Source organism: Flavobacterium sp. ASW18X (assembly GCF_005144745.1).
GTDB lineage: Bacteria > Bacteroidota > Bacteroidia > Flavobacteriales > Flavobacteriaceae > Croceivirga.
The window spans coordinates 93253-119016 of record NZ_SWKK01000004.1 but is presented as its reverse complement, the minus strand read 5'-3'; the positions used below and the strand labels follow the sequence as shown (position 1 = coordinate 119016).

Annotated in this window: 23 protein-coding genes; 13 read left to right on the top strand and 10 right to left on the bottom strand. The window is 36.3% G+C overall.

Annotation, left to right across the window (positions count from 1 at the left end):
- Window positions 1-574 precede the first annotated feature (574 nt).
- From FBT53_RS03295 to FBT53_RS03275, 5 genes are all read right to left on the bottom strand, one after another.
- A complete protein-coding gene (locus FBT53_RS03295) occupies window positions 575-1117 on the bottom strand; it encodes a hypothetical protein (RefSeq protein WP_136949748.1) in 543 nt (180 codons plus the stop codon).
- A gap of 163 nt (window positions 1118-1280) precedes the next feature.
- Window positions 1281-2357 (bottom strand): ABC transporter substrate-binding protein, encoded by a 1077-nt coding sequence (locus FBT53_RS03290; protein WP_136949747.1) that lies wholly within the window; start codon window positions 2355-2357, stop codon window positions 1281-1283.
- Window positions 2358-2445: 88 nt separating this feature from the next.
- Entirely contained in the window at window positions 2446-3183 is a 738-nt protein-coding gene (locus FBT53_RS03285; protein ID WP_136949746.1) for an MIP/aquaporin family protein, read from the bottom strand.
- A gap of 24 nt (window positions 3184-3207) precedes the next feature.
- Window positions 3208-4704 carry a glycerol kinase GlpK gene (glpK, locus tag FBT53_RS03280; protein WP_136949745.1) on the bottom strand — a complete coding sequence of 499 codons (1497 nt, stop codon included), beginning with the start codon at window positions 4702-4704 and terminating at the stop codon, window positions 3208-3210.
- Between the two features lie 58 nt (window positions 4705-4762).
- On the bottom strand, window positions 4763-6322 hold the full coding sequence (locus tag FBT53_RS03275; RefSeq protein ID WP_136949744.1) for a glycerol-3-phosphate dehydrogenase/oxidase: 1560 nt from the start codon (window positions 6320-6322) through the stop codon (window positions 4763-4765).
- 280 nt (window positions 6323-6602) lie between these two features.
- Here FBT53_RS03275 and FBT53_RS03270 point away from each other — a divergent pair, with 280 nt between their 5' ends.
- Together FBT53_RS03270 and rluF are read left to right on the top strand one after the other, a co-directional pair.
- Window positions 6603-7370: a DeoR/GlpR family DNA-binding transcription regulator gene (locus FBT53_RS03270; protein ID WP_136949743.1), complete on the top strand. Its 768-nt coding sequence runs from the start codon at window positions 6603-6605 to the stop codon at window positions 7368-7370.
- A gap of 58 nt (window positions 7371-7428) precedes the next feature.
- The gene (rluF, locus tag FBT53_RS03265) at window positions 7429-8148 is read left to right on the top strand and encodes a 23S rRNA pseudouridine(2604) synthase RluF (protein WP_136949742.1); all 720 of its coding nucleotides are present in this window, start codon (window positions 7429-7431) and stop codon (window positions 8146-8148) included.
- On the opposite strand, the gene FBT53_RS03260 is transcribed toward rluF, so the two are convergent.
- The gene (locus tag FBT53_RS03260) at window positions 8145-8729 is read right to left on the bottom strand and encodes a uracil-DNA glycosylase family protein (RefSeq protein WP_136949741.1); all 585 of its coding nucleotides are present in this window, start codon (window positions 8727-8729) and stop codon (window positions 8145-8147) included. The genes rluF and FBT53_RS03260 overlap by 4 nt on opposite strands.
- A gap of 276 nt (window positions 8730-9005) precedes the next feature.
- Here FBT53_RS03260 and FBT53_RS03255 point away from each other — a divergent pair, with 276 nt between their 5' ends.
- The 4 genes from FBT53_RS03255 (at window position 9006) to FBT53_RS03240 (ending at window position 13788) form a co-directional block, all read left to right on the top strand.
- Window positions 9006-10100, top strand: a complete 1095-nt coding sequence (locus FBT53_RS03255) for a PD40 domain-containing protein (RefSeq protein ID WP_136949740.1) — start codon at window positions 9006-9008, stop codon at window positions 10098-10100.
- A gap of 53 nt (window positions 10101-10153) precedes the next feature.
- Entirely contained in the window at window positions 10154-11833 is a 1680-nt protein-coding gene (locus tag FBT53_RS03250) for a PorP/SprF family type IX secretion system membrane protein (protein ID WP_136949739.1), read from the top strand.
- A 473-nt stretch (window positions 11834-12306) separates the two neighbouring features.
- Entirely contained in the window at window positions 12307-12951 is a 645-nt protein-coding gene (locus FBT53_RS03245; RefSeq protein WP_136949738.1) for a response regulator transcription factor, read from the top strand.
- A 129-nt stretch (window positions 12952-13080) separates the two neighbouring features.
- Window positions 13081-13788 (top strand): Bax inhibitor-1 family protein, encoded by a 708-nt coding sequence (locus FBT53_RS03240; RefSeq protein ID WP_136949737.1) that lies wholly within the window; start codon window positions 13081-13083, stop codon window positions 13786-13788.
- Between the two features lie 69 nt (window positions 13789-13857).
- On the opposite strand, the gene dnaK is transcribed toward FBT53_RS03240, so the two are convergent.
- Window positions 13858-15777 carry a molecular chaperone DnaK gene (gene dnaK, locus FBT53_RS03235; RefSeq protein WP_136949736.1) on the bottom strand — a complete coding sequence of 640 codons (1920 nt, stop codon included), beginning with the start codon at window positions 15775-15777 and terminating at the stop codon, window positions 13858-13860.
- 232 nt (window positions 15778-16009) lie between these two features.
- Between dnaK and FBT53_RS03230 the strand changes: the two genes are divergently transcribed.
- Complete coding sequence (locus tag FBT53_RS03230; protein WP_136949735.1) at window positions 16010-17434, top strand: L-serine ammonia-lyase; 1425 nt, start codon at window positions 16010-16012, stop codon at window positions 17432-17434.
- On the opposite strand, the gene FBT53_RS03225 is transcribed toward FBT53_RS03230, so the two are convergent.
- A complete protein-coding gene (locus tag FBT53_RS03225; protein WP_136949734.1) occupies window positions 17431-17889 on the bottom strand; it encodes a nuclear transport factor 2 family protein in 459 nt (152 codons plus the stop codon). The two genes, FBT53_RS03230 and FBT53_RS03225, sit on opposite strands and share 4 nt — an antisense overlap.
- Window positions 17890-17960: 71 nt before the next feature.
- Between FBT53_RS03225 and panB the strand changes: the two genes are divergently transcribed.
- The 4 genes from panB to FBT53_RS03205 are packed head-to-tail and all read left to right on the top strand — an operon-like array spanning window position 17961 to window position 20512.
- Entirely contained in the window at window positions 17961-18779 is an 819-nt protein-coding gene (panB, locus tag FBT53_RS03220) for a 3-methyl-2-oxobutanoate hydroxymethyltransferase (RefSeq protein WP_136949733.1), read from the top strand.
- Window positions 18780-18790: 11 nt separating this feature from the next.
- Window positions 18791-19291: a signal peptidase II gene (gene lspA, locus FBT53_RS03215; RefSeq protein ID WP_136949732.1), complete on the top strand. Its 501-nt coding sequence runs from the start codon at window positions 18791-18793 to the stop codon at window positions 19289-19291.
- Complete coding sequence (locus tag FBT53_RS03210; RefSeq protein ID WP_370323663.1) at window positions 19231-19962, top strand: RluA family pseudouridine synthase; 732 nt, start codon at window positions 19231-19233, stop codon at window positions 19960-19962. The genes lspA and FBT53_RS03210 overlap by 61 nt, the downstream gene beginning before the upstream one ends.
- Window positions 19963-19990: 28 nt before the next feature.
- Window positions 19991-20512 (top strand): DUF4252 domain-containing protein, encoded by a 522-nt coding sequence (locus FBT53_RS03205; protein WP_136949731.1) that lies wholly within the window; start codon window positions 19991-19993, stop codon window positions 20510-20512.
- Here FBT53_RS03205 and FBT53_RS03200 read toward each other — a convergent pair.
- On the bottom strand, window positions 20502-22046 hold the full coding sequence (locus FBT53_RS03200) for a hypothetical protein (protein WP_136949730.1): 1545 nt from the start codon (window positions 22044-22046) through the stop codon (window positions 20502-20504). The genes FBT53_RS03205 and FBT53_RS03200 overlap by 11 nt on opposite strands.
- 146 nt (window positions 22047-22192) lie before the next feature.
- Between FBT53_RS03200 and FBT53_RS03195 the strand changes: the two genes are divergently transcribed.
- Complete coding sequence (locus FBT53_RS03195) at window positions 22193-23365, top strand: 2-isopropylmalate synthase (protein WP_136949729.1); 1173 nt, start codon at window positions 22193-22195, stop codon at window positions 23363-23365.
- Between the two features lie 25 nt (window positions 23366-23390).
- Complete coding sequence (leuB, locus tag FBT53_RS03190; RefSeq protein ID WP_136949728.1) at window positions 23391-24509, top strand: 3-isopropylmalate dehydrogenase; 1119 nt, start codon at window positions 23391-23393, stop codon at window positions 24507-24509.
- 31 nt (window positions 24510-24540) lie between these two features.
- On the opposite strand, the gene FBT53_RS03185 is transcribed toward leuB, so the two are convergent.
- On the bottom strand, window positions 24541-25764 hold the full coding sequence (locus FBT53_RS03185) for a peroxiredoxin (protein ID WP_136949727.1): 1224 nt from the start codon (window positions 25762-25764) through the stop codon (window positions 24541-24543).

The window sequence follows — 25764 nt, the reverse complement described above, 5'->3', positions numbered from 1 at the left end:
AACGTCTACTATAGGTGTACAAGCAGTGCAAAATGTTACCATGTTTTTAATTTTTCTCCACATTGGTTGCTACTAAAAGTTTTAACAAACTTTATTTTCTTATCAAAAGTGCTGCAATAATACAATCTATGGTTTAGCTACTATAGTATAACAGAATCTATTGAGTAAAAATTTATACAGCTATTTATTCCATTTATGTAGAGTATTTAAGACGATGAAATAGAACTAATGGAGATACCATCTTATTGCTTAACAGAAGTAATAGAAATTTGTCCATTATGAATTTGGTCAATGATGAAAAGTTTGTGTTCAAAACCCACTTTTTCATACTTCCTTTTTTTTGACAAGGTGGTATTTTTGATTCTTTCATAGATTACTAAATAGGATAACTTTTTTAGTCAACCTATTTCAGGACAATCCGGTTTTTCAAGCTTGCAGGTAACGGTTCGTGTATGATTGGTTGCGGACTTTTCCAACGGAAAATGTCCGCCTGTGAATAAAGATAATTGATTTCAAAGGATTCCGTTTAAGAAATCCGCCCGCAATTAATTATACACCGTGTTGTATTGCGTTTTTAATATCGGTTAATTCTTTCGATTTTTTCTCCATTTAGGCGCAAGGTGATTTTCGTTTCTTTAATTCCCATTATATCGGTCGATATCTGAGAGTCGAATTCATAGCGGATGTTATAAATTCCCGCTAATTTGTCCAATGTTTGTTTTTTTGGAAATATTATTTCACGTTTTTGCCTTGAATAATTCATAGCTCCAATTCCAATTCCAAGTATCATTATTCCAATTACAAAAATGACAATTGAACCCGTATGGAAGACACCAAGTCCAAATAATTTTGTTGTCAGGTAATTACAAAATCCTAGGACAATCAACCCGATAATCCCATAAAAGATTAGGTTTCCAATAGCTAGTTTTTTGACATATTTGGAATCTTGAAATTCCGTGTTTATTTCAATAATCTTTTCCTTAAGATTTTTGTCCAGTTTAATATCTGGACATTTATTATTGAATTCCGCTTTTCTTTCTATCAAGCCACAGATAATCCCATCTTTAAAATTGAATGATTGATGGTCGCAAATTTCACAATGTTTTGAGTTTTCCATTTTTCGTAGTCAAAATGCAATACAACACTAAAATATCCGTAATAAAGCGGATATCTCTTTTGTATAAAACTACCAAATCTTCCACAAACAAAGATTCTTTCTCTAAACCTTTTAAGATTCTAAATTCTGGAGTATCGGTTGTAGTAAATGGAGATGACTACAATTAAAATAATACTCTAAAACAGCTTAAATCTTCTTTATCTCTTTCTACAACCTGTACAGGAGCTTCTTTCCATTGTGCAAACATATCTTTTGCATTTTGAGATAGATTAATGGCACCACGAGTACCTTGCATACTTACTTTAGTCCAAGCGTTTGCAATATGCTCTCGGTTTGTTCCAAATTGGTTCATTATTTCTGCTATCAACTGTATGGCATCATAACCTTCTAAAGCTACAAATGAAGGTTCTTCTTTACCCTTTTCACGTATTTCTTTTAGAACATATTCCATTTGTGAATTAGCTTCCTTGGGCATATACCGCAAAAACGGAATTGAACTACCTATTGTGCCAAGAGTATTGGTCCAGCCATTGAATTCTGGTTGTCCAGCGGGGGCTCCTATCCTCAAATTTTGCAATCTATTATCTTCTCGTAAAGCTTTTACAATAGCTGTTGCAGGTTCTGGATATCCTGTTAAAAGCAGCAATGCTGTGGCGCTATTGGCTGCAACAACATCACATAATTCTAATGGTGTATAATCTTGGATATTAAACGCTATTACAGAACCGTTTTGCTGACTAAACGCTTTTTTAAGAATAGTTACTCCAGATTCCCAATACACGCTTGGTGCAATTGCTACTGCTATATTTGTATGGCCCTCATCCATCAAAAATCTTGAATAAACCTCCCACCCTTTGGATTGTACCAGAGGTAGTCTTGCAATGTATGTAGAAGGTTTATCAATTAAATTATCTATAACGGCAGACGTACATAAAAAAGGAACGTTTAGCTCATCTGCCTTAACCGCTATATGCTTTGCAACAACACTATGGTATTCGCCAAGGATTGCCTTTACCTCTAAACCAACCAATTCTTCTACAAACTTGGAGGCTTTTTTGGGGTCCGCCGCACTGTCTCTTACTAATAATTTTATAGGCTTTCCACTAATACCACCGCTACTATTTATTTCTGAAACTCCGAGCTCTATACCCGCAAGTACTTGTTTTCCTGCCTCCGCCCAACCTGGACTAGTTAAAGGAACGATTACACCTAAATAAATAGGGGTATTTTGTTTATGCATAGCTACCTATTTTCTACAAAAATCTTCAATAATAATACTGTTAGGTGTAAAACTACTAAAATCCGATTAAAGGAAAACCCCTGTTATGTTAACTTAGCGCCATATAAACTAATGCTGCAATTACGCAGCCTAGAATGGGCCCTACAATGGGTATCCAGGCGTATCCCCAATCACTAGTACCTTTTAAGGGTAATAAGGTGTGTACAATTCTTGGGCCTAAATCTCGCGCAGGATTAATAGCATAGCCTGTAGTACCACCCAATGCAAGGCCAATTACCCATACTAAAAATGCCACTGGCACTGCTCCTATGGAACCAAGTCCCATCACAGCTTTGGTATCTACCGTACTTACAATATCTAGCTCTGGACCTGCTAAATAAAAAATTACAAATACCAGTACGAATGTTCCAATAACCTCACTCAACAAATTAGAAAATGGATTCCTTATAGCAGGGCCTGTACTAAAACAGGCCAGCACTCCTCCTTCGTCTTCGGTTACCTTAAAATGGTCCCTGTAGAACACCCAAACCAAAAAAGCACCAAGCATGGCACCTAACAATTCGCCCGCAAGGTATTCTGGAACCAATCCCCACGCTAACTTACCAGCGACAGCTAAGGCTATGGTCACAGCAGGATTTAAATGCGCTCCACTATATGGCCCAGCTACCACTACTCCAACAAATACTGCTAACGCCCAAGCCGTAGTAATGACCATCCAACCTGCATTATTCCCTTTTGTATCTTTTAAAACCACATTGGCTACCACCCCATTACCCAAGAGAATGAGTAGCATGGTACCTAACAGTTCTGCAACAAGTATTGACATAATTTACTATTTAAAAGGGTTGGTTTATTCTTCTATCCAGTTTTGTGCGCACTTCACCGCTTTATGCCAGTAATGTAGCATATTTGCAATCTTTTCTTTAGGTGCTTCTGGATAAAACTCTTTATCAATACTCCATTGCTGCTGTATTTCCTCTATATTTTCCCAATATCCTACTGCTAGTCCAGCTAAATATGCCGCTCCCATTGCAGTGGTTTCTAATGTTTTGGGTCTGATGATTTTAAAATCGAATAAATCGGATTGTATTTGTAACAATAGATTACTTGCACTAGCCCCACCATCTACACGAAGCTCTATGCTTTTTGCTCCAGCGTCTGCTTCCATCGCTTTTGCAATATCATATACTTGAAAAGCAATACCCTCTACCGTTGCTCTAGCAATATGAGCATCTGTTGTACCTCTAGTAATCCCCATCATCGCGCCTCTAGCATATTGGTCCCAATATGGCGCACCTAAACCAGTTAATGCTGGTACAAAGTACACCCCACCATTATCTTCTACAGTTTCTGCTAAATGATTTATCCCTGGGGCAGTTTTTACCATTTTTGCTCCGTCTCTTAACCACTGTACGGCAGCACCACCTACAAATACGCTGCCTTCTAGCGCATAAGTGGTTTTACCATTAATTTTCCATGCTACGGTGGTTAACAAATTATTCTTAGAATATACAGCCTTATCTCCCGTATTCATGAGTAGAAAACAACCCGTACCGTACGTATTCTTTAACATACCAGGTTTGGTACACATTTGTCCAAATAAAGCAGCTTGCTGGTCACCTGCTACACCCGCTATCGGAATTTTAGTAGAAAATAAAGTAGTTGCTGTTGTTCCATAAACTTCACTACTTTCTTTTACCTCTGGTAAAATTGCTTTGGGTATGTCTAACAAAGTAAGTAATTCATCATCCCAAGAAAGGGTATGGATGTTAAATAACATGGTCCTACTAGCGTTAGAAACATCAGTGACAAACATTTTTCCGCGAGTAAGTTTCCAAATCAACCAAGTATCCACGGTGCCAAAACAAAGCTTACCAGCCTCCGCTTTTTCTCTTGCGCCATCTACATTATCTAAAATCCATTTAACCTTGGTAGCAGAAAAATAGGCATCTATGACCAAGCCCGTTTTCTTTTTAATTAAATCGATATGACCTTCCTCTTTTAGCTGGTCACAGTATTTTGCTGTTCTTCTATCTTGCCAAACTATAGCATTGTAAATAGGCTCGCTGGTTTCTCTATCCCATACCACTACCGTTTCTCGCTGATTAGTAATTCCTATAGCCGCAATATTTTCTCCTGTAATTCCCTGTTTTGCAATCACCTCTGCTGCCACAGATATTTGAGAGGACCAAATCTCGTTTGGGTCGTGCTCCACCCATCCTGGTTTTGGAAATATTTGTTCAAAAGGCTTTTGAGATACACGAACAATTTCACCATCATGATTAAACAAAATGGCTCTGGAAGAGGTAGTCCCTTGATCTAGGGCTAAAATTAGTTTAGTTTTCATTTATTTTTCAGTTTAAGTGGTTTTAACCCGCTGTGGGTAAAGGTTAAAACTTAAAAATTTATAATATATAATTTGCAGTTACGGCTTTATAATCCGCTAATTGTTGTTGTTGCCATTCTAGGTCTTTTCCTAGTTCTTTTGCCATAATTTCTGCAACTTTAGGAGCCATTTCTAGACTTTCTTTAGCATCTAATAATTGACATCGTGTACGCCTTGCTAAAAAGTCTTCTACCGTCCTAGCCATTTCAAAACGAACCGCCCATACCACTTGCGCCTCTATTACACCTAAAGCAGTACTTATACTGCCCTCCCAAGTATTTTGCTTTGCTAGATGCAACAAAAGCTCTTGGTCACTACCATAAAAGTACAATGGATTGTGCAAATCCACATTAGCTTGGTAACCATGTATTTTTAAATCCTTGGTTTGGGTTTGGGTTTTTGGCCAACCTTGATTTTTCTCTGCTTGGTCTACTAGGTCTTCCCCCATTTTACGGTAGGTAGTCCATTTACCACCAACCATGGTTAATAACCCTGAATTTGTGGTGAAAATTTTATGACTTCTAGAGATTTCTTTCGTTTTCTTTCCTTTTTCATTAGAAGCCGCTAAGGGGCGCAATCCTGCGAATACACTCAATACATCGTTACGCTTGGGGGCTTTTGTTAAATATCGTGTAGCTGTGCGTAAAATAAAATCAATTTCTTCTTCTAAAGCCACAGGTTCCAAAGATTCTTGTTCCACCGGGGTATCTGTGGTACCAACAACCACCTTGTTGTGCCACGGTACTAAAAATAACACACGACCGTCATCTGTTTTAGGAATCATAATAGCATCTGTTCCAGGAAGAAAAGATTGGTCTAAAACTACGTGTACCCCTTGGCTAGGTGCAATAGTTTTTTGAGCATTGGGCGAATCCATTTTTAAGACATGGTCTGCAAATACGCCAGTGGCATTCACTACTTGTTTCGCGTTAAGTTGATGTGTTATCCCAGTTTCTTCATCTACAAAAGTTACACCACAAATTTTTCCATTATCATTTTTTAAAACCGAAGTAACTCCAGCATAATTCAGCGCTAAAGCTCCCTGTTTAACTGCAGTTTGTAGCGAATTAATAGCCAATCGGGTATCATCAAACTGTCCATCATGATACACCACTCCCGCAGAAATTTTATCAGGTTTAATTGTAGAAATACGTTTAAGGGTTTTCTTTTTGTTGATTCTTTTAGACTTACCTAAGCTTAAGGAACCCGCAAGCCAATCGTACAAGGTTAGTCCAACAGTATATTTTATTTCATCAAACAAACCATGTGTTGGTATTACAAAACTTTGGTCTTTTACTAGGTGTGGTGCATTCTTTGCCAACAGCCCTCTCTCTATCACCGCTTCTCTTACCAAACCTACATTCCCCTGTGCCAAATAACGCACACCACCATGTACTAATTTTGTGCTTTTACTAGAGGTAGATTTGGCAAAATCAGATTTTTCTAACAACACTACAGCATAGCCTCTTGCCGCAGCTTCTAAAGCAATACCTATACCTGTTGCCCCACCACCAATGACCACAAAATCATATATTTTTTTGGTTTCTGTTATTTTGGAAATCATCTCATCCCTATTCATGATGTGCTATTTTTTATTTCGAAATATTAATTCGACATAAAATTATACAAAAACGAAACAATTCAAAACTTATTTTTTGTTATTTTGATTTGCAAGTCTAGATCAAAACGATAAATTTTTGTCCTTCGCTTTACATGTATTACCCCATTACTACCTTTTATGGTTATAAATTAAAAAAAAGCATAAAAAAACTTCGTTATATTTCGTTTTTACTGAATCGAAATATTAAATAGTAGCGTTTTGAAGCAGTTATGGCTATCTTTGCTCAAAACGAAACCTTATGTCTATTAATATTGTTGACCGACACAAACGCATTTTAGACAAATTAGAGACCAACGGCTATGTTAAGGTAAACGAGCTAAGTGAGGAGTTCAATGTTTCTCTGGTGACCATTCGTAAGGATTTAAAAGTATTAGAAGAACGAAATCTTTTGTTTCGTTCGCATGGCAAGGCAATTCCTGCAAACCCATATATTACTGAACATCATGTTACCATTAAAGAAAAACTATACAGTAAAGAAAAAAGTAAAATAGCAGCGACTGCCGCTGCCATTTTAGAACCTAATGACAGTATTATATTAGCCTCTGGTACTTCTGTAATTGAGTTCGCAAGACATATTCCCCCTCTCAACGGCTTAACCGTATTATCTGCTTCTTTAAATGCTTCTATAATTTTAGCGGAACTTAAAGAAATAGAAGTTATGCAATTAGGTGGCAGCGTGCGATCTAGTGCTTCTTCTGTAGTGGGCCCTATTGCAGAAAAAATGCTTTCTGAATTTACTTTTACCAAATTATTTGTTGGTGTAGACGGTATTGATCTTGATTTTGGATTAACAACCACCAGTGCTATGGAGGCCTCTTTAAATAAAGAAATGATAAAAGCTGCACAGAAAATTATTGTGCTTGCAGACTCTTCTAAGTTTAATAAAAAAGGATTTGGTCGTATTTGCGGTTTAGAAGAGGTAGACCAAATTATTACGGATTCGGGTATTGATAACCGCACCAAAGAACGTTTAATTGAATTGGGGGTTGAACTCACCATTGTTTAATTCGTTTTAAAATAGCATTTCCTCTACTTGTAGTAACTTGCTCCCAAATTTTAACACCTTGGTACGAATAAATAAATACTTTAGTGAAGTTGGTTATTGCTCTCGCAGAGAAGCCGATAAATTGGTAGCCCAGAAAAGAGTCACTATTAATGGTATAACCGCAGAAATGGGCAGCAAGGTTGGGCCAGAAGACCAAGTACGGTTAGATGGCAAACTCATTGCAGAAAAAGAAAGTAACTATGTGTATTTGGCTTTTAATAAGCCTCGAGGTATTGTTTGTACTACAGATACTAAAAGGGAGAAGAACAATATTGTAGACTTTATAAATTATAAGGAACGTATTTTTCCTATTGGCCGTTTAGATAAGGACAGCCAAGGTCTTATTTTATTGACTAATGATGGTGATATTGTAAACAAGATACTACGCGCCAAGAACAATCATGAGAAGGAATACATTGTTACCGTAAAACAGCGCATCAACCAAAAATTTATACAGAAAATGGGAAACGGTGTCCCTATTCTAGATACAGTCACTAAAAAATGCTACGTAGAACAGCTAGATGAGTATCGTTTTAAAATAATTCTCACCCAAGGTCTTAATAGACAGATAAGACGAATGTGCGAATACCTGGGGAATAAAGTAACCCGATTAGAACGTAAACGTATTATGAATATTCATCTAGACACTCCTTTAGGTAAATGGCGAAACCTAACCACAGAAGAATTAAGTACACTCCAAGATTTAGTGGCCGACTCCTCTAAAACCAGTGAATTCTAATTGATTTCTGCTAACGCTTTAGCTACTTCTTCTTTTAATCTGGGCAAAACTTCTGTTTTAAACCAAGGGTTTTTAGCTTGCCAAATAGCATTTCTAGGTGATGGATGTGGCAAAACAAAGTAACTAGGCAAATATTCGTTATGCGCCTTCACGGTCTTGGTTAAGGTGGATTTTTTTGTTGCTCTTAAATAATAATTTTGTGCATAGTTACCTATTAATAAGGTAAGACTAACGCTTGGCAATTGCTGTAAAACCCTAGAATGCCAAGTTTCAGCACATTCTGGATGTGGTGGCAAATCTCCAGATATTCCTTTTCCTGGATAACAAAATCCCATCGGAACTAAGGCTGTTATTTCTTCGTTGTAAAAATCGTTTGCTGAAATCCCCATCCAATGACGCAAGTTTTCTCCACTTTTATCATCCCAAGGTATACCAGTTTTATGCACTACACTGCCTAGTGCTTGGCCAATTATAAGCAATTTACTATTAGGTTGCGCACTAATAATAGGTCGTGGTCCTAATGGTAATTTTTCTTGGCACAAAGTGCACATCCGTATTTGTTCTAGTAATGGGTTAAGCATACCTATATCTTATAAAATAGTATATGTATAGTAGGTCCTTTTTTAATTTTCTTTCATAAAAGGTGCTTTTCAAGCAATTTAAATGATGCATCTAAAAGTAAAAAAACCATTCATCGATAGATTAAAACACTTAATCCTACGACGAAATGCACAATAATCTTCGTTGAAATGCACTTTTTTGTCGTTTAAAGTGCAAAACCTATGAATTTTTCATAAGTAAACAGGTCAAATCTTTACTGACCTTTGTATTGTTCAATAGTTCTAAATCTAAATGTTATGAAAAACAAACTTAAAAACGGCTTACTTACCTGCTTAGCCATCATGGCAGCCAACGTCGCTGTAAATGCGCAAGAAATGGACAAGGCCACAATGACTAAAAACATTGACGACTATTTAGAGTTGATGGAAATGGGTTACTCAGAAACCGAAATTTTCCAAGACTTAGGTAACGTTAACTTTATCGTAGAAAACTATGAAAACGCAGCTTTTTGGTACGAGAAATTGTTAGCTAGCAATGTGGCGCTTAGCGATAAAGAAAAATACCAAGAAAGATTGGCTTTTGCACAGTCTAAAACAAACGGTAAGAGCGTTACAAAAAAAGCTAACAAAGATTGGTTAGCAGCGGTAGAGGGTGATTATAAGGTAGCTTCTACTAAAATTGCAAATAATTTAGAAGAGGTGGCATTATCTCCTGATGGTAGATTCGCATTTTTCAGCAAAGAATCCGAGCAAAAACCAGAATATGGAGTTTTCTCTAAAAAAGAAATTGTATACGAATTGTACCGTGCAGAAAATAAGAATGGAAAGTGGTCTAACTTTAGAAAGTTAGCGGTAACACCAAAGCATTTTTCTGCTAAGCACCCTACAGTATCTAAAGATGGTTCTCAATTGTTTTTTGCCTCTAATATGCCAGGCAGCTATGGAAAGTATGACATATACGTAGCAAACATTAAAGCAGACGGTTCTTTAGGACAAGCTATGAACTTAGGCCCAAAAGTAAATTCTAAAAAGGATGATATGAATCCTACTTATGGTGCAGATAACACACTTTACTTTGCTTCTAACGGTAGAAAAGGCTATGGTGGTATGGATTTGTTTGCTGTGCAGGTAAATGGTAACAAACTAGGTAGTTCCAGAAATCTAGGTAATACCGTTAACAGCAGCAAAGATGATATTGCAATTAAGTTTGATGCCAACACTGGTATGGCTCATGTAACCACCAACAGAAATAGCAGTAAAAGCTTAAGTCAAATTGCTGTAAGCTTTCCGCAAAAGAAAAGCCCTGTTGTTTTAAAAGACGAGAAAGGTTTATTACGAGCGTTGAATGACGACTCTTCTAAAGAATTATCTACAACAGTATTTGATGAATAAGACTCCTTAAGCTTCCCCCCAGAAATTTCCCAAAACTTATAAAACCCCAAGTCATGAAAGCATTTATTAACAACTTTAGAAAAAACATTCTACCATTGGCAATAGTACTTATGGTAGCTGTAATGCCTAACGTAACAGAGGCGCAAGAGACTGCTCCTAACAATAATTATAACGTTGTTAGCCCGTTTCACAATCAGTTGTTCTTTAACAGGTTTATGATTAACCCTACCTATTCTTTGGTAAGAGAAAACAAATCATACCTAAACGTGCTTTTAAGAAACCAGTATTCTGGCTACCAAGACAACAATCAGAACTACTATCTTGGATTTAGTAACAAATTGGACCAAAACACTGCACTTGGTCTTGGAGTCTACGGAAATTGGTCTGGGGTTATACAAGAATTTGGGATAAACGCGAACTACGCTACTGGGGTAGCTTTAGGAGAAAAAAGTGCCTTAACTTTTGGTGCTAACGTTAAATACATGACTATCGGTTTAGACAGAAACAGAACCATAGCCAATGAAGATGACCCACTTATACAAGAGGCGCCAAAACAAAATAAGGTAGCATTAGAGCCAGGTATCAATCTAACATTGGGTATGTTTGATTTTGGAGTACACATGACAGATATGGTGGCCTACAACCAAACTAACGAAACATTAGAAACTAACTTTGGTTTTAACGGTATGCGTTCTACCGTGCAATACACACACAAGTTTAAAAACACCAGGGGAATCTTAGAAGATGGTAGAATAATGCCTTTAGTACAAGTGGGGAATAATGTACAAGGCAACTTCTCTTACACCGGTTCTTTGTTAGTAGACTTGCCTAAGTTTGGATGGCTACAAGGAACTTATGATGCGGATTATGGATTCTCTTCTGGTGTAGGGTTTAATTTGAATAAAAAATTATCTCTTGGCTATGTTATGGGGAAAGACATGAGCAAAACAGGTGATAATCTAGGATGGAATCATGAACTTTCTTTAGCATACAACTTTAAAGATGATTTAAGAGGGGTTGGGATTAATGTAAACATTGCAGATGCTAGCAAATCAGAAGACGCAAGAGTAGATGAGATTGTAAGAAATTACGAAGAGCAATTGACTTCTCTAAAACAACAAATGAAAAAGGAGGCTGTAATTGAAGATAAAAATAGCTTAGCTTATGAAAACAGACTAGTTTTAGACGAGTTAATGTTAAGACAAGACTCTATAGAAAAAGCCAGAGATGAAATGTTTGAAAGAAGGTTTGAGACTATGGTACGCTTAATTAGACATGAGGTTAAGCAAGTATTAGACAGACCTGAGCCTGCAAGAAAAGAGAAAAAACAATATTACGGTTCTCGTTTGGCACAAAACGATACTAAAACCAACAGCACTACTACCAAGAGCACACCTATCAAAAGAGATTATGACGACTCCTTTATCCGTCAGCAAAAAAATGCAGACCACCTAGGAATAAGTTCTGGATACTACGTAATAGCTAATGTATTCAAAAACAAAACTTATTTACAAAGCTTCATGAACAAGCTAAACAAAAAAGGATTGGATGCTAAAAAGTTTTATAACAAAGAAAACGGCTTATACTATGTGTACTTAGCAGATTACAAAAGTAAGGCAGATGCATCTACCGCTATGGTGAGCAATTTAAATGGTGCCTACGAGGATGAAAAATGGGTTATGGAAGTGTACAACACACCTATGGCAACTGCCAATGTAACCTTTACAGAATAAGAAATTAAGGTCTAGCAATAGACTTAAACATATTAAAAATAAAGACTTGGGGAAGTTTTTACGTGGTCTTAAGTGAGTTAGCGCACTTAGGACCACTTTTATTTTTCTGATAATCAGATATATACAAATTTTTCGATAAACTACACTTGAATTTGGTCGAAATTTCCTACAACTAATTTTCAGATTTGGATATAATTTTTAACTTGCCATTAATTATTAAACCCCCGAGTCTATGAATACCTACTTTTATACTTATCAAAAGTTCTGGCAGTCCTGACCAGTAACCTACAAGAAAAAATTACGATGGTTTTAGAAACCGTTCTGCTATAGTTTCGCGGCATTAGCAAAACAGCCCTATTTACTATCCAAAATAAAAGTCTATTATGCTTTAGGTATAGTAACTTTTATGCCCATAATAAGTATGGATATTTCCATTACTTAATACAAATGTTACAACCCCAAATCTTTGTATAATGAACGCTAACACCATTAAAGTTATTGTTATAGACAATGACCCCATTTCTAAAAAGAAATTCGAGAACTATTTTTCACACCTAGGCCAATATAGCCTTATTGGCACCTATGATTCCTTTACACCTGTTTTGGACAATTATAAAAAACTGAATCCAGACATTATTATATCTGAAGTTAAATTACAAGGAATTAGTGGTTTAGAAGGTGTGCGTGCCCTTAGAGACAAAAAGGTAGACACCAAATGTATAATGATTAGTGAAGAGAATAATTTAGACCTAATCAAAAAAGCATTTAAAGTTGGTGTTAATGGTTTTTTAAGCAAACCTCTTACCTTAGACAGACTACTGAATGCTTTAGAATCTGTTAAACAAGAAGGTACTGCTTTAAGTTATGATGTTGCTAAAAAAGTTGTCGCTGTATTTCAAAAAAAACAATTCGATTTTCTTTCAAAGAGAGAAAATCAGATTGCAGATTTATTAATGCAAGGTCATACCTACAAGACTATTGCACAACAACTGTATGTAACACCAAGTACCGTAAACTTTCATATTCAGAATATTTATTTAAAACTGAATGTAAACTCTAAGTGGGAAGCTTTAGAAAAATTGAGAGAAATGGAAATGGCAGAGCTAAAATCTGCTTAACTTTAACAAAATACCCCATAGGATAGTGCTGTTCATCTATTTTATGGGGTTTGTTTTGTATTTAATAGTATATTCATATACGATAACAGTTACTTTAATTGTTATCTCAATACTATTAAATATATTTTCATGGAAAACCAATTCACAACTACACCAAAACTCGTTAGTCAGTTAGAAGACCAAGCCCGAGTTGCTTTCTACAAAAAAACATATGCACATTTAGCAGGTGCGGTGTTATTATTTATTCTGGTAGAAACCTTATTTTTTCAATTAGATGGTATATTAAATTTAGCCTTGTCTCTTACTGGTGGCGTAAGTTGGTTGCTATTATTAGGCGGATTTATGCTAGTTACTAACTATGCTGAAAAATTAGCTTTAGGTAGTAACGATAAAAAGATGCATTATGCAGGTCTTGCATTATATGTAGTGGCAGAAGCATTTATTTTTATTCCCTTAATTTTTGTAGCTATGTATATGGCTCAAGATGGTGGTTTTGAAATTCTGAATCAAGCTGCTATATTGACCTTAGCGTTATTTTCTGGTTTAACTGCCGTAGTATTTATTACTAAAAAAGATTTCTCTTTTTTAAGCTCTATTTTAACCATTGGCTTTTTTATTGCCTTAGGTTTAATAGTTGCTGGAGTGCTTTTTGGCTTTAACTTAGGATTATGGTTTAGCGTGGGTATGGTAGTTTTAGCCTCTGGTTCTATTCTATACCAGACCTCTAATCTTATCCATAAATACAATGAAGAACAATATGTTGCTGCATCTTTAGGTTTGTTTGCTTCTTTAATGCTTCTATTTTGGTACATTCTAAGTATTTTATCTAGAGACTAAGAATAAAAATTGCATAAAAAAACCCTGATGAAAATCATCAGGGTTTTTATTTTAATATATTTTAGAAGTTTATTTCACTTCTTCAAAATCTACGTCTTCCACGTTATCACCTTCAGACGCTTGTCCGTTTGCTCCTGCCGCACCACCTGCATTTGCAGTTGGGTCACCACCAGCTTGGCCAGCCTCTGCTTGCGCTTTATACATCTCTTCTGATGCTACTTTCCAAGCTTCGTTAATTTTCTCTAATGCTGGAGAAATAACTGCTAGGTCTTTGGTTTCATAAGCCTTCTTTAATTCTTCCAAAGCCTCCTCTATTGGCTTTTTCTTATCATCAGAAAGTTTATCTCCAAACTCGCTCAATTGCTTTTCTGTTTGGAAAATCATACCATCAGCTTCATTTAACTTATCTGCTGTTTCTTTAGCTTTTTTGTCTGCCTCGGCATTAGCTTCTGCTTCTGCTTTCATTTTCTGAATTTCCTCTTCCGTCAATCCAGAAGATGCTTCAATTCTAATATCTTGAGACTTATTTGTAGCTTTATCTGTTGCAGATACTTTAATGATACCGTTGGCATCAATATCAAAAGTTACTTCAATTTGAGGCGTACCTCTTGGCGCAGGTGGAATACCATCTAAATGGAACCTACCGATGGTCTTGTTATCCGCAGCCATTGGTCTTTCTCCTTGTAGTACGTGTATTTCTACAGAAGGCTGGTTATCTGCCGCCGTAGAAAATACTTGAGACTTCTTTGTTGGAATTGTTGTATTAGCTTCAATCAATTTAGTAGCTACACCACCCATGGTTTCAATACCTAAAGAAAGTGGCGTTACATCTAGCAACAATACATCCTTGACATCTCCTGTTAATACACCACCCTGGATTGCAGCACCTACAGCAACTACCTCATCCGGATTAACCCCTTTGCTTGGCTTTTTACCAAAGAATTTCTCAACAGCTTCTTGTACTGCAGGGATTCTCGTAGAACCACCAACTAAGATAATTTCATCAATATCACTCTTAGATAAACCTGCAGACTTTAATGCAGACTCACAAGGAGCAATTGTTCTCTTTACTAAATCATCTATAAGTTGTTCAAACTTAGCGCGGCTCAGTGTTCTCACTAAGTGCTTTGGTCCAGAAGCAGTCGCTGTTACGTAAGGCAAGTTAATCTCTGTCTGTGCAGAAGAAGACAGCTCAATCTTCGCTTTTTCAGCAGCTTCACGTAGTCTTTGCAATGCCATAGCATCCTCACGCAAATCCATTGACTCATCTGCCTTAAACTCTTCTGCCAACCAATCGATTATTTTCTGGTCAACATCATCACCTCCTAAATGCGTATCGCCATCTGTTGCTAATACTTCAAAAACGCCATCTCCTAACTCAAGGATAGAAACATCATGTGTACCACCACCAAAATCAAATACTACAATTTTCTGGTCAGAATCTTTTTTATCCAAACCATAAGCCAAAGAGGCTGCTGTTGGCTCATTAATAATACGCTCTACTTTAAGACCTGCAATTTCACCAGCTTCTTTAGTAGCTTGTCTTTGAGAATCGTTAAAGTAAGCTGGTACAGTAATTACAGCTCTAGTTACATCTTGCCCTAAATAATCTTCTGCAGTTTTCTTCATTTTTTGAAGAATCATAGCAGACAATTCTTGTGGGGTATACAAACGACCGTCAATATCCACTCTTGGTGTATCGTTATCTCCTTTTACAACATTATAAGGTACTCTGTTGGCCTCTTTTTGACTTTCAGAGAACTTATTTCCCATAAATCTTTTTATGGAATAAATGGTTTTATTTGGGTTAGTCACTGCTTGTCTTTTTGCAGGGTCCCCCACTTTTATCTCTCCTCCTTCTACAAATGCAATTACAGACGGAGTTGTCCTTTTACCTTCTGCATTAGGTATAACCACAGGCTCGTTACCCTCCATTACGGAAACACAAGAGTTGGTCGTACCCAAATCGATACCTATTATTTTACTCATGCTTATTATTTTATTTTTTTTCTATTCATTTTACACTGCATAAATGTCAATGATTATGCCATGCCTTAAGCCTATGACAAGGTGTCAGTATAGCGTCATTTTTTTGTCAACTTAATTTCTTTAGACAAGAAAAGAAATTATCAATATGATATTAACCTTAAAGATTCTTAAAATTATTCCTAATAACTTAGGGTGTATTTAACCTATATTTGATTATCTAATAATCTGAATCATGGAATGCATTAGTGTTTTTGATATGCTTAAAATTGGCGTAGGTCCCTCTAGTTCTCATACGCTTGGACCTTGGCGCGCAGCAGAACAGTTTTTGGCAGTATTAAAAAAAGAACAAAACCTGGAAAAAGTGATTCAAGTAAATGTATTGCTTTATGGCTCACTATCGTTAACAGGTAAAGGACATGCCACAGATATAGCAGCAGTTTTAGGCTTATTGGGTAAAGACCCAGTATTTATAGATTGTGATACTATTGACCCTATTATAAATACAGTAAAAAAGACTGGTAAAATCTGTTTGGATGCTAAACATGAAATTGATTTTTCCTTTACAGAGAACATTAAGTTTCTAAAAGAATTTTTACCGTTTCATGCCAATGGAATCACTTTTGAAGCTACCCTAGAAAATAACACCAAAGTAACAGAAACCTATTACTCTATCGGTGGCGGTTTTGTGGCACAAGAAAAGATAGATTTATTGCCCAACACTGCCTTAGCTACAACCGTATTCCCCTACCCCATAGAAAATGGAGAAGCAATTTTACAGTATTGTAAAAGCAATCAATGGTCTATTTCTGAATTGGTTTTAGAGAACGAACGCGCACTGCGGACAGATGCAGAAATAGATTTGCAATTACAGCATATATGGAACACTATGCTGGAGAGCATGTTTCTTGGTTGCCATACACAAGGCATCTTGCCTGGAGGTTTACAGGTAAAGAGACGTGCTTTTGACATGAATCAAAAGCTTATTGGCGACAAACCCTATAAGTCACCGCAAGAATGGATAGAAGCCATAAGAGACACAGAAGTTAAGTTTAGACAAATTATAAAGTGGGTGAGCTGTTTTGCCTTGGCAGTTAATGAGGTAAACGCTTCCTTAGGTAGAGTTGTTACTGCGCCTACCAATGGTAGTGCAGGTGTAATCCCTGCTGTTTTAATGTATTATTTAGTCATAGAAAACCATGACGGTAATTTTGACGACATTAAAAAATTTCTGTTAGTAGCTGGGGAAATTGGTAGTGTCTTTAAAAAAGGAGCTACCATTTCTGCTGCTATGGGTGGTTGCCAAGCAGAAATTGGCGTTTCTTCTGCAATGGCAGCTGCAGGATTAACCGAACTTATGGGGGGATCTCCGGAACAAGTTCTCATGGCCGCAGAAATTGCAATGGAACATCATTTAGGACTTACATGCGATCCTATTGGTGGTTTGGTACAAGTACCATGCATAGAGCGTAATACCATGGGTGCTATTAAAGCCATAAACGCTTCGGAACTGGCATTAGATAGCGACCCATCTTCTGCTAAAGTTCCGTTAGATAAGGTAGTGAATACCATGTGGGAAACTGCCAAAGACATGAGCAGCAAGTACAAAGAAACCTCTGAAGGTGGTCTGGCTGTAGGAGTAAATTTGAGTGATTGCTAGTTTTCACAACCTTCTTTACCGCGCGTATCTATGAGGTAAATAATCTTCCAATTTCCATCAAAGTTTATGAGCTGAAAAGAATTGACGCCACAATGACTAAATTCTTTATTTAAAAAAAATGTGTAATCTACCCATGCATTCGCCATGGTACGGTCTACCTGTATAGAAAAGTTAGTTAATTCTTCTTTAAACTCCACCTTAGCTGGTATTGACGCAATATTTTTATAAAGGGTGTGTATGTCTTCTGTCTTAAATAGCGTTTTCCCTTCTTGGGTTACACTTGTAGTTTGCACCACTACATGGTCTGCCACCACTTGTTTCATCATTAGAGAATCTTTTGCATGAAAACCTTTAAAAAAAATAGTAATTGCTTTTTTTACTTGTTCTTCTGGAGATTGAGAAAAACCTAAAGCATTGGTAAACAAATAAAGAATAACTAAAACGACAATTTTCATAAGGTTCAATTACAGTTCCTGCAATCAAATTAAACAAAACTGCTTACATTTAGGCATCAAAGTACAATATAATGTCTGTAGCTAAAAAACGATATAAAAGGGTTACCGTGAAATCCTTGGTAGAAATGAAGCAAAATGGAGAAAAAATCTCCATGCTCACGGCCTACGATTATTCTATGGCGAAAATTGTAGACGCTGCTAATGTAGATGTGATTTTGGTAGGCGATTCTGCTAGTAACGTCATGGCTGGTCACGAAACCACGCTACCTATTACATTAGACCAAATGATTTACCACGCTACTTCTGTTGTGCGTGCAGCGACTAGAGCATTAGTAGTTGTAGATATACCTTTTGGCAGCTACCAAGGAGATTCTAAAGAAGCCTTACGTTCTGCTATCCGAATAATGAAGGAAAGTGGCGGACACGCTGTTAAAGTAGAAGGTGGCTCGGAAATACAAGTTTCTATCAGTAGAATTTTGGAAGCTGGCATACCTGTTATGGGACATTTAGGATTAACCCCACAATCTATTTACAAATTTGGCACCTATACCGTTCGTGCTAAAGAAGAGGAAGAGGCAGAAAAACTAAAAAGTGATGCCAAGCTCCTAGAAGAATTAGGCTGTTTTGCTTTGGTTTTAGAAAAAATACCAGCAAAACTAGCACAAGAGGTGGCAGAAAGTGTCTCTATACCTGTAATAGGAATCGGTGCTGGTGGCGGTGTTGATGGCCAAGTATTGGTGGTGCATGATTTATTAGGAATGACCCACGAGTTTAATCCAAGGTTTTTACGTAGATACATGAATTTGTATGATGAAATGGAAAGCGCCATTTCTAACTATGTGAAAGATGTAAAAAGCAAAGACTTTCCTAACGACGAAGAATCCTATTAAAAATAAGTGTTTTGAGAACCAAATCGATTGTAATCTTACTTCTGATTTTGGTGAATTTTGGATGCGACCAAATTTCTAAAGAACTGGTGCGCAAAAAGGTAGAAGACAATGCATACATACCTTTGGTAAAGGACAATTTTATATTAACCAAAGTAGAAAATACGGGAGCAGCACTGGGTTTTGGCGCTAATTTTTCTCCCGTACTAAAAAATGTATTGCTCAACTTTTTACCACTTGTTGTGCTGTTAATTTTATTAGTTCGCATATTTAAAAAGCAAAATTTGCCAAATTGGAATTTAGTTGCTTTCGCTTTTTTAATTGGTGGAGGCCTAGGCAACTTAATAGACCGTTTTTTATATGGCTCGGTTACTGATTTTTTTCATTTGAAAATCGGCTTTTTAAGAACAGGAATTTTTAACATGGCAGATGTATCCGTGACCCTTGGCGCTATTTGTCTACTGATCTCTGTAATGCAACAACAAAAGAAAACATCATCAAAAAATCTAGCATAAAAAATTTAGACGTCTTGTATGAGGACAATCACCTAATCGTGGTAAATAAACGTCCTGGAGATATTGTACAAGGTGATAAAACTGGGGACACTCCCTTGTCAGAAATAGTTAAGGGTTTTCTAAAAGAAAAATACAACAAACCAGGCAATGTATATTTGGGCGTTGTACACAGATTAGACCGCCCTACCTCTGGCATAGTACTTTTTGCTAAAACTAGTAAAGCTCTGCCCAGATTAAATAAACTATTTGCAGAAGGTAAGACAGAAAAAACCTATTGGGCAGTTGTTAAACAGGTTCCCGACAAAAAAGAAGCCACACTTACGCACTGGCTTAAACGTAATCCAAAACAAAATAAATCTTACGCATACCCTCAAGAAGTTGCAGACAGTAAAAAGGCAATATTGAGTTACCAAACTATTAAAGTATTGAATAATTATTTTTTACTAGAAGTAGATTTGCATACCGGCAGACACCATCAAATACGATCACAATTAGCAGCTATAGGTAGTACTATTAAGGGCGATTTAAAATACGGGGCGGACCGTAGCAACAAAAATGGTAGTATTCATCTACATGCACGCAAATTGACCTTTACGCATCCTGTTAGCAAAGAACATATTACTGTGGTAGCCAACCCACCTAAAGACCCTATTTGGGATTCTTGCTATTAAAGTCTTACTTTAGAAGAAACTCAGAAACATGAAAAAGCTTCTCTCCTTTGTATTTTTATTGATACTTGCTTCTTGTAGTAGCTATAACTCCATTGCTGATTTTTACGAAGCGCACAAAAATGACAATCAAGTTACTGCCTTTAGAGTACCACAATTCATGTTTTCTCTAGTACGAAGTATATCTCCAGAAATGAATAGTATTATAGGGGATACCAAAGATTTAAGATACATGCAATTCCCTAGTGCTACAGATACACAATCTCAATTCTTAAACAACCAAATGAATAGTTTTACGGGCAATTCTTTTATAGAGATTTACCGTAAAAACGATCATTTAAAACGCAATGTGATTTCTGTCCGCGAAAAGCGAGACGTTATTAAAGAAATATTGGTGTACAAAAACGATAATATAAACGGCTCTTTTTTATATTTTAAAGGTAATTTTGACCCCGTGCAAGTAAGAAAAATGGCCGCAAATAATGAGTTTGAAAGTTTTAGTCAAAGCTTGTTACCCCAAATGTTAAATACCAATGTACCACCTACCGAGTAATAGCTAAAGACTTTTCTCTGATGATTTCTGAAACGGGTCTATTTTGTAAGTGACTTTCTAACCATGACAAAATATCTAAATACAAGAACGCTCTTTTTTCATAAGGATGGTCCTCATATTTCTTAAGCTCATTATATAGTTTCTGAAATTCTGCTTTTAAATCTGTTGGATATATCTCTCCAAGATTACGCAAGAATTTTATCATCTCCTTTTGTACAGCATGCAAATCGTTCATTTTTAATAAAAACTTATAGGTGTTCTTTAACTGCACCTCTAAATGATAATCCATACCCGCCTCATAATGCGCTACCAGACTTAAAACTCTAGCAAAACACATTAAATCTTCTCGCATTTTAAGATTTTTATTGTTGATGATTCGTTTTAAATATGCTATACAATTTTTATTGTCTCCAACACCAAAATACAAGCACGCAATCTTGTAATACAACAACATTACGTGGTGTTCATCAATTCTATCTTTATGCTTCCTAATACCATACTCAACAACATTTACAAGATATAAGCCACTCTCGAACGTACCTTCAAAAAAATGAAGATTTAATTTATTACTGTTGATGTACAAAAAGGCTAGAGATGTAACATTATCGTTTTTAGGAAAGCTTTTATTGGCAACTGTATCCTCTAACTTTTGTAAAGTCTCTTTAAATAGACTTCTATATTTTACATAGAAAAGCGATTCTAACAAATAATGATTTCCCTTTAAATAAAAAACAGGATTTAGATAAATCATTTCATGGTTTGAGTAAAATAATTCTACCCATTTAGTACTATATTTATAAGCTGATAAAAAATCTTGGGTTAAAAAACTATACCATAAATGCGCCTTGTACAACCATAGCTTTTCTCTAAAATCTAAATCCTCAATCTTATATTCGGGTAAATGTGCTTCAAAATATTCCTTTACTAGTTTTAGGTCTTTATCATTCCGAACATAACCCACTTTAAGCATCATACCATATAACTGTAAAGAAAGATTAGACAATTTACTTGTTACTACATTTTGTCTACTTAAATCCTTGGCTTGCCTAGCAAGTTCATCAGCTCTATCTGGTATACTGCGGGTAATATATTGGGTTTCTATAATCTTTTCTAGTTCCACAATCTCATAGGCAACATTCTTTTCTTCATTCTCTATTGCCATGGTTTTTGCTTTGTCTAAAAGCTTTAAACTTTGTTTGTATAATCCTTTCTGGTAGAGAATAGTAGCAAAGTCTAATTGTTCCCTTATTTGCACTCTAATATTCTGGTTAACAGGATTCAACCTTAAACTAATCAATATTTGCTTATACAAATGTGCTTTTAAGTTAGATAACTGCGCTTTTTTAACAATACCACTCTCTAAAATTTGCTTTTCGTTATAAGATTTCATCTTATCCAACAAATTAAAAAGTGCTAAGAATTTTGCATCGGTATTAACCCCTAGCCTACCCACGTACAATTTAAACTGCCTTTTCTCTGACTTAGAAAGGGATTTAATCAAAATAAACAAGGTATCCTTAGCAGTGCTTGTCATCGTAAAAAATTATATCTATACAACTGATTTATAACAACTTAATATATTCCATTACTAGATAAACATTGTAACAGAAAGTGCTTACGATATTTATTTAATCCCAGCATTAATACATTCGTAAGGATTAGATAAAATCTACGTAAACTATGGGTAAAGATAAGGTACATATTTTTGATACAACACTAAGGGATGGCGAACAAGTTCCAGGTTGTAAATTAGACACGGAGCAAAAATTGGTCATTGCAAGCCGCTTAGATGAGATGGGTGTGGATGTTATAGAGGCAGGTTTTCCCATATCTAGCCCTGGAGATTTTAAATCTGTAGAAGAGATTGCCAAATTGGTTGAAAATGCAACGGTCTGTGGTTTAACCCGTTCCGTTAAAAAAGATATTGAAGTTGCCGCCCAAGCCCTTAAATTTGCCAAAAGACCTAGAATACACACTGGAATAGGAACCTCTGATTCCCACATTACCCATAAATTCAAATCTAACCGAGAAGACATTATAGAAAGAGCTGTTGCTGCTGTAAAATATGCAAAAACTTTTGTAGAAGATGTGGAGTTCTATGCAGAAGATGCTGGCAGAACGGATAATGAATATTTAGCAAGAGTATGCGAAGCTGTAATTAAAGCCGGAGCAACCGTACTAAACATCCCGGATACCACAGGCTACTGTTTACCAGATGAATACGGTACCAAAATGAAATACCTTAAAGAAAATGTAAAGGACATAGATAAAGCCATTTTATCCTGTCATTGCCATAACGATTTAGGTTTGGCTACTGCAAATTCTATTGCTGGCGCCATAAACGGTGCTCGCCAGATAGAATGTACTATAAACGGAATTGGAGAACGTGCAGGAAACACGTCTTTAGAAGAGGTAGTAATGATTATGAGACAACATCCAGACTTACACTTAGATACTAATATTAACAGTAAGTTGCTGTATGACACTAGTTTAATGGTGTCTCAAAAAATGGGAATGCCTGTACAACCCAATAAAGCTATTGTAGGTACAAATGCTTTTGCACATAGCTCCGGCATACACCAAGATGGCGTTATAAAAAATAGAGAAACCTATGAAATTATTGACCCTGCAGATGTAGGCGTTAGCCAATCTTCTATCGTACTTACCGCACGTAGTGGTAGAGCTGCCTTGGCCTACCGCGCAAAAAACGTTGGCTATGAATTAACTAAAGTACAATTAGACAAGGTTTATGAAAACTTTTTAAAGTACGCAGACCGTAAAAAAGAAATTGTGGATGCGGATATCCATGAAATTGTGGAAACTAGCGCCATAGACATGACAAGTTTAGCTTAATCCCCCCATTTAAAATAAAAGCTTTATGAATTTAGACATCGCCTTATTAGCCGGAGATGGTGTAGGACCAGAAGTTACCCAACAAGCGGTAAAGTGTTTGGAGGCCATTGAGGAGATTTACAATCATAATTTTAAATTTACCCCCGCCATCGTAGGTGCGCAAGCCATAGAAACCTACGGGAGTGCATTACCTAAGACAACTTTAGAAATATGCCAAAATGCAGATGCCGTACTCTTTGGTACAGTGGGCGACCCAAAATTTAACAACAATCCTGTTGCTCAGGTAAGACCGGAACATGGTTTAATACAACTCCGTAAAGCATTAGATTTATATGCCGACTTACGACCAGTTAAAATTTTTCCGTCGCTTGTAAATAAATCCCCTTTAAAACCAGAAATTATTAAGGGAACCGATTTTATAGTATATAGAGAACTAACAGGTGGTATCTATTTTGGAGAAAAAAATATGAACGCAGAAGGCACAAAAGCCTCTGATGTTTGTGAGTATACAGAAAAGGAAATCAGTAAAATTGCTCACTTGGCATTTAAAGCTGCAAAAAACAGAAAAAACAAAGTTACTCTTATTGATAAAGCTAATGTTTTAGAATCTTCTAAATTATGGCGAAAAGTGGTTGGCACAATTGCTCAGAGCTATCCAGATGTTAAGTTGGAATACATGTTTGTAGATCATGCAGCCACGGAATTAGTTAGTAATCCAAATGTTTTTGATGTATTACTTACAGAGAATATGTTTGGTGATATTATTGCTGATGAAGGTGGCGTAATAAGTGGTACTAGTTATACTTTAGCCTCAGCAGCTATAGGGGATAATAATGGGCTATTTCATCCTTTACATGGTGCATATCCAGAACAAAAGGATAAGAATATTGCCAATCCTATAGCCGCTATTTTGGCTGCTGCCATGTTATTAGAATATTTTAAAATGTTTGAGGAAGCTATGGCCATAAGAGAAGCGGTAAATAAAGCCATAAATCTTGGTATTGTTACTAAAGATTTAGATGCCAATAGTACCTATGGAACAAGCCACGTAGGGGATTTTATTGCCAACCACATTGTAGATAATGACGACCAGTTTAATATGAATAATGAAAATATTAATCTAGGAAGGTCTACAATTATCTAAACTTTACTGCAAGCTTAACATTATAAAAGAACTACTCATTAAGTAGTTCTTTTATTGTTTTATCAAATTCCTTTTTAAATTCTTCATATTTCTCCCCAGTTGCAGGGCCATTGAACCCAGTATGTATTTTTCTTACCGCACCTTTTTTATCTATATAAATAGTGGTTGGATATGAGAGAACATGATTTAACATCGGTAATTTTTCATTAGCCTTGTCTTTGGCAGATGTACCAACTTGCGCTAATAAAATTGGGTAGTCTACTCCCACACGTTTTTTTAACCGCTTTATTCCTTCAAAAGCCTTCTCCTCTGTTCTTGCATATTCAAAAGCTAATGCCACCATTTCTACATCCGCATCAGGATTATTTTGCAAATACTCTACATAAAACTTTGTTTCATCCAGACAATTAGGACACCAAGTTCCCATAATCTGCACCAATACTGGCTTATCTTTAAATTGGTCATCAGAAAGACTTACCATTTGTCCGTCCACGTCTGGGAAACTGAAATCGAATGTCTCATACCCCTCCTTTAAAAAGGTTAGTTCGTTAGCATCAGGGAGCTCATAAGTCTCGTCTCTACTACCCTTAAAATTTGCTACATAATGTTTGCCAGAGTAAAATTTACCATTAAGCACATTATCCTCTACTTTGGCCAAGAACAAAAATACATGAGCACCATCAAAAGTGGAAAGCTTTAAACTATCTCCATCCATAACACCCTCTAAATACCTGTAATCTCCAGTAGTAGTTCTAATGGTCCCCGTAACCTTATCATCAGACTGATAAAAAATACCTTTTGCCATATATGCAGAAGGCAAATCGTACTCAAATTCTGCTTTCCAGATTCCAGATACAGATGCCTTCGCGTCTTGCTGAACAGAAAATCTAGGTGCTTCTCCATAGCTGGCCTCAAAAGGCACAGAGCGTCCTAAACTTTCTTTTATAAAATTACCTGCAATACGGTTTTCTGTAAAAGTAGCATTGATGTACCCCTCAAAAACAGGCATTTGTATCCTTATGCTATCTCCTTTTACCATGATTTCGTCTACGGTAAGTTTTTCATCAGCATTGCTAATTGTCATTACATAAGAACTATCTTGCTGCTGTAGCATAAAAGTAAAAGGCAATTCATGCCCTTCCGATACTTCCATAACCGCACGCCAAGGACCTGTATTTAAACTTGGTTTCTTAGGTGTCTCTTTACAAGCAAAGAATACCACACATAACAGCAACAAAACAATCTTCTTAAGCAT